5 protein-coding genes are annotated in these 4519 nt (G+C 42.8%); all 5 read right to left on the bottom strand.

Features of this window, described 5'->3' with window-relative positions; genetic code table 11:
• On the bottom strand, positions 1 to 609 hold a 609-nt coding region (locus Q0241_RS22345), incomplete at its 3' end, for a hypothetical protein (protein WP_299381602.1).
• Positions 593 to 1486, bottom strand: coding sequence for a glucose-1-phosphate thymidylyltransferase RfbA (rfbA, locus tag Q0241_RS22340; RefSeq protein WP_299381599.1), 894 nt, complete (start codon positions 1484 to 1486; stop codon positions 593 to 595). The genes rfbA and Q0241_RS22345, both read right to left, overlap by 17 nt.
• A 41-nt stretch (positions 1487 to 1527) precedes the next feature.
• A complete protein-coding gene (locus Q0241_RS22335; protein WP_299381596.1) occupies positions 1528 to 2037 on the bottom strand; it encodes a flagellar assembly protein FliW in 510 nt (169 codons plus the stop codon).
• 65 nt (positions 2038 to 2102) lie between these two features.
• The gene (locus tag Q0241_RS22330) at positions 2103 to 3023 is read right to left on the bottom strand and encodes a flagellin (RefSeq protein WP_299381593.1); all 921 of its coding nucleotides are present in this window, start codon (positions 3021 to 3023) and stop codon (positions 2103 to 2105) included.
• Between the two features lie 11 nt (positions 3024 to 3034).
• A partial coding sequence (locus Q0241_RS22325; RefSeq protein ID WP_299381590.1) for a flagellar basal body rod C-terminal domain-containing protein occupies positions 3035 to 4519 on the bottom strand: 1485 nt, incomplete at its 5' end.

Genomic DNA, 4519 nt, shown 5'->3' with positions numbered 1-4519 from the left:
CACTTTCCCAGTATTATAGCGTTTAGCAGCCCAGGATAAAAAGTAGGATGACTTTCCTCTGTATGCACCAATCTCTATTATGTCGCCTATGGGCAGAACTGGGAATATGGCTGCTAAGGCAGCCAATTTTGCTTCAGATGTCATGCCGGGAATGGCCCGCGTATAGAAAATTAATCCGGCAATTTCTTCGATTTTAGGTAGTTGATCTTGATGGCCGATTGCCATGTTTGATGCAATTTCGCGAAAATAAGCCGCTGATTTATAGAGTGTATCGATTTTCTTTGTTTCAAGTTCTCCTGGAGGAGGGTTTCTGAACTTGACCAGAAGATTACTAGATAAGATAACTTTTTCTATTGCTTTATAAAGCAATAAATGAGGACAATAGATATCAGAGACATTGTAATCTTTTATCGTTTTGACAAAGGCTTCTTCAAAGTTTTCACTATGTATTGATGGAATGTATTGCCATTGATCATAAAGCTTTTTCGCAGAATCATCTTGAATGCAAGAGGCGCCAATGACCCGTTTCTTCAGGGCTTCAGCTTCAAGTTTATAAGCCATTGATTCAGATGATCCACCCGGAAATATCAACTCAATTGATGATGTCATATTTTCTATTATCTTCGAGTAAAATTTCTTGCAGGTAATGCCCGTACCCACTGGAGGTTAAATTCTCTGCTAATACATTTAAATCTTTGGATGTTATATACCCCATACGCCAGGCAATTTCTTCTGGGCAGGCAATTTTTATTCCTTGACGGCTTTCAACTGACTTAACAAAAGCAGAAGCGTTGTGGAGTGATTCTACTGTACCTGCATCCAGCCAGGCGTATCCGCGCCCAAGCTTTTGCACATGAAGGTTATTTTGCCTTAAATAGTAGTTGTTGATGTCAGTTATGTGTTTTTCATTGTTTAATGTCGGTTTTACGTCCCTAGCTATCTTCACAACGGTATTGTCGTAACGATAAAGGCCAATGAGGGCGTAGTTGGATTTCGGAAATTTCGGTTTTTCTTCAATATCTACGCCGCCTCCCTCATCATCAAATGTAACGACACCATAATTTTCGGGGTCTTTCACGCGATAGGCAAAAACACTGGCCCCGAATTGGGGTTTCATAACTGATTGTAATAGGCCAACCAATCCATTCCCAAATAAAATATTATCACCTAGAGCAAGGGCGCAGTGATCATCGCCGATAAAGTCTTCTGATAATATAAATGCTTCGGCTATTCCATTTGGTTCATCCTGAACGCACCAAGAAATATTAATTCCCCACTGGTGCCCATTTCCCAATAATGTTTGGAATGCTTGTTGATGATCTTTTGTTGTGATGATTTGTATGTCTCTGATCCCGGATAACATCAGAGTTGTAAGTGGAAAATATATCATCGGCTTGTCGTAAACGGGTAATAATTGTTTACTGACCACGCGTGTGATCGGGTAAAGGCGACTACCTGTTCCGCCAGCTAATATAATTCCTTTCACCCTATACCCCCGGTTTCTAGTTTTGCTAGTCCTGACAGAAATTAGTTTACGACGTGGCGAACATTATATTTTTCGGAATTTAAAATATGCTGCCAAGCCTGTTTATTTTCTGTATCTATAAAAACAGGTGCCCGTAAGTTAACGGTTTTTTGAATGGCATTCGGCGTTTGGCGTAAAGTTGTAACCAACATCAAGGCAAGATTTTCCGGTGCAATAGCATATTGGTTCATTGCCCCAGCGAGATCCTTGTCATCAATCTCCCCGCTGCTCAGATCATAAGGCTTCAGAATAAAAGTCAAATCTGCTTCGTCAATAGATTGCAAAAGCATATAACCGTCCAGCACTGTATGTGATGGGACAGACAAACCATATTCCTTATACTCTGAAAAGCCTACAATTCCTTTCGGTATTTTGATGGTTTTGTCGCGATCTATTTCCATCACCCCAAAACGGGTTTTCAGTGTAATTACGTTATTTGACACTTCTTCGGCCTTCGGCATTGTGATCCCGGCTAAATCTTGAGCTTTATAATTTATTTCCAAGTCCAACATAATGGTCTCTCTAGTCACAATAGGCAACCATGATTAACGAATAGTAAGCGTGAAATCACAAAGACTTATCTAAGGTAATTTAAAAGTGTGGTTTCATTGATCCGCGTCAGGCTGATATATGAGGCCTGAAGCTGTACCTGATCAAAGGCCAGTCTACTAGTAGCTTCGGCGACATCAACGTCTTCAATGCCTGAAATCGTATTCTGTGCATAGGTTTTAAAGTCGGCATGATTTTTATTCGCACCTTCTAATACTGTTAGTTGTGCTCCAATTTGGCTCCTGAATGAGGAAACACCGTCCAATGAGGTTTGGAGTAAGCTGTAAGCTTCCTGTAATACTGTTGTATCGTTGTTCGTTCCTGCATACTCAACATAGGCAAGGCTTCTGAGGAGTTTTTCGAATGTTGGATCATCTGCTGTAATGCCATATGTGAGGGTGGCATCTTGATCAATTCGATTGCTTAGTTTGACATTGTCCCCATCATAGTAGTCAAAATCTGCTGTAAAGACACCGGGTAGGCCTGCCTGTGGAGTATAAGCAGCATCTGTAATATCAACAGGTGGTGTATCTGTTAAACTACCGGAAAAAAGGTAACGTCCTTCGTGCTGTGCATTCATCAACGCTGTGATTTCTTGACGGAAACTGGCGGCAAACTGCTCCAGAGGAATTTCCTGTATGTTTGAACTGTTTAACCCGTTAAGCACGTCACTCAGCAGGTTTGTGATCCGTTCAGACATTGTCGTCATGTTGCTATCCATGATTTCCAATCTAGTTGTTGTGGTCTGGATGTTACGTTCAAATTGAGTCGTGCGTACATTATCGCGCTGTAGGCTAATAAGCTCCAAGGCTTGTGACGAAATATTTGTGTATTCCTGAGTTACTTTACCACTAGCAATCTGTATCGTTCTGTCCGAAACCTTTGCCTGTGTTGAGGCCATGTTCGTTTGTAATAGTTGATTTTGAGCATAACTGGAAACGCGAATCATCTATTTTCTCCTTAGGCGAGCTCAATAACGGTATCAAGCATTTCACCTGTAATTTGTATTACACGTGCTGCGGCGTTATAGGCATTTTGAAAGATAACCATGTTGGCGAGCTCTTCATCCATGCTGACACCAGATTCATTCTGCATCTTCACCTGTAGATCCCCAGCGAGGGAGCTTTGAAATGATAGTGAGCTTTCGGCCGCTTGTGCTGTTGTAGCACTGTAAGATAGCATCACACCTGCATAACCACTCATTGTTGTTGATGTTACATCAGGGCCGTTTGAGACGCCGTTGAAAGTATAATTTTGTTCAAAGACAGCAGCGAGCTGGAGTGCAACGTCATTATTGCCAGGACCCAACGCATAGTTAGGTGGTGTGCCGCTAAGGCTTCCTCTTGAAATATTAGAGGGGCTATCAATCATGTCCTGTCTAACGACGATGCCCGAGGAAATGCCTGTCTGAGTACCTTGCCCTTCAACTGCTGGGACCGTCGTTGACAATTGAGGTGTAACGAAAAAATCATTTAAACCGAAGAAATTTGAAAAGCCGTTGTAATTTTCATTTACCGTATCACCATCAGCATCATACTGAATGACAGAATCCCCACTGTTTGCGACTGCGCCGGTATCTTTGAAAGCCAAACGAACGTTGTTGTTTAGTTTGATTTCCAGTCTGCCGTTTGCATCAAAACCGGCTGTACCGTTGGCGCCCAGAAAGGTGTTGATGGCCGTTTGAACTGCTGCCGGAGTTGTCGCGCCCGCAGTAATCGAGCCCATAGCGCCAACCATTGCACCGCTTGAATCGAGCAAAACCATGTTGACATCGCTGCCAATGGTCATCGCCTGAGCTGTGTTTGGAAAAGATCTGGAACCCAGCATTGTTGCGGGATCAAGAGCGCCTGTGCCCAACCCCATAGGGGTGTTGGCGCCTCTATTGTGAGCCCGGTTAACTTGATCTCGCAAAGCCGCAGACATTTGGTCGAGTTGGTTTGTCATTGCTGGTAGGGTCGTATCACGTGCTTTGAAAAGGGCTCCTAACTTGCCGTCTGTAATACTCGAGGTAATATCATTCGCTGCAGAAGGAGAAGTACCGGCGTTTAGATGAATACCATCTAGTACAGCAGGATAGCTTTCATTGGCAGTAATGAGTGTTGTTTGCCGAAACGAAAGGTCGGCTTGAAAGCTACCGCTAATCAGTGTGTGACCTGTTTTTGTTAAAACATTTACTTGATTTTTATCCGTCTGAAAATACTGGATATCCATATATTCAGCGAGTTTGTTTATAGCCTGATCTCGTTTGTCTTCAAGATCTCCTGTTGGTAATCCCAGAGCAGCTTGCCCCGGAATAGTACCATTGATTTCTGCGACAATATTAAGCTGAAGTTCTATGTCATCAACGGCCTGTTTAATTTCAAGATCCGCACGCATACGTTCAGCTTGAACAGTATCAGCCATATCACGGATACGTTGCGCTAGAATTGAACCGTTGTTTACCGA

The sequence above is a fragment of the uncultured Kiloniella sp. genome (genome assembly GCF_937128705.1).
Lineage (GTDB): Bacteria > Pseudomonadota > Alphaproteobacteria > Kiloniellales > Kiloniellaceae > Kiloniella.
Note: the sequence above shows the minus strand (reverse complement) of the source record. Positions and strands in the feature narration are given on the sequence as shown.

Bases quoted from the DNA above. Each gene is read 5' to 3' on its own strand.
- Q0241_RS22335 (WP_299381596.1), bottom strand. From the start codon at position 2,037: ATGTTGGACTTGGAAATAAATTATAAAGCTCAAGATTTAGCCGGGATC.
- Q0241_RS22330 (WP_299381593.1), bottom strand. From the start codon at position 3,023: ATGATTCGCGTTTCCAGTTATGCTCAAAATCAACTATTACAAACGAAC.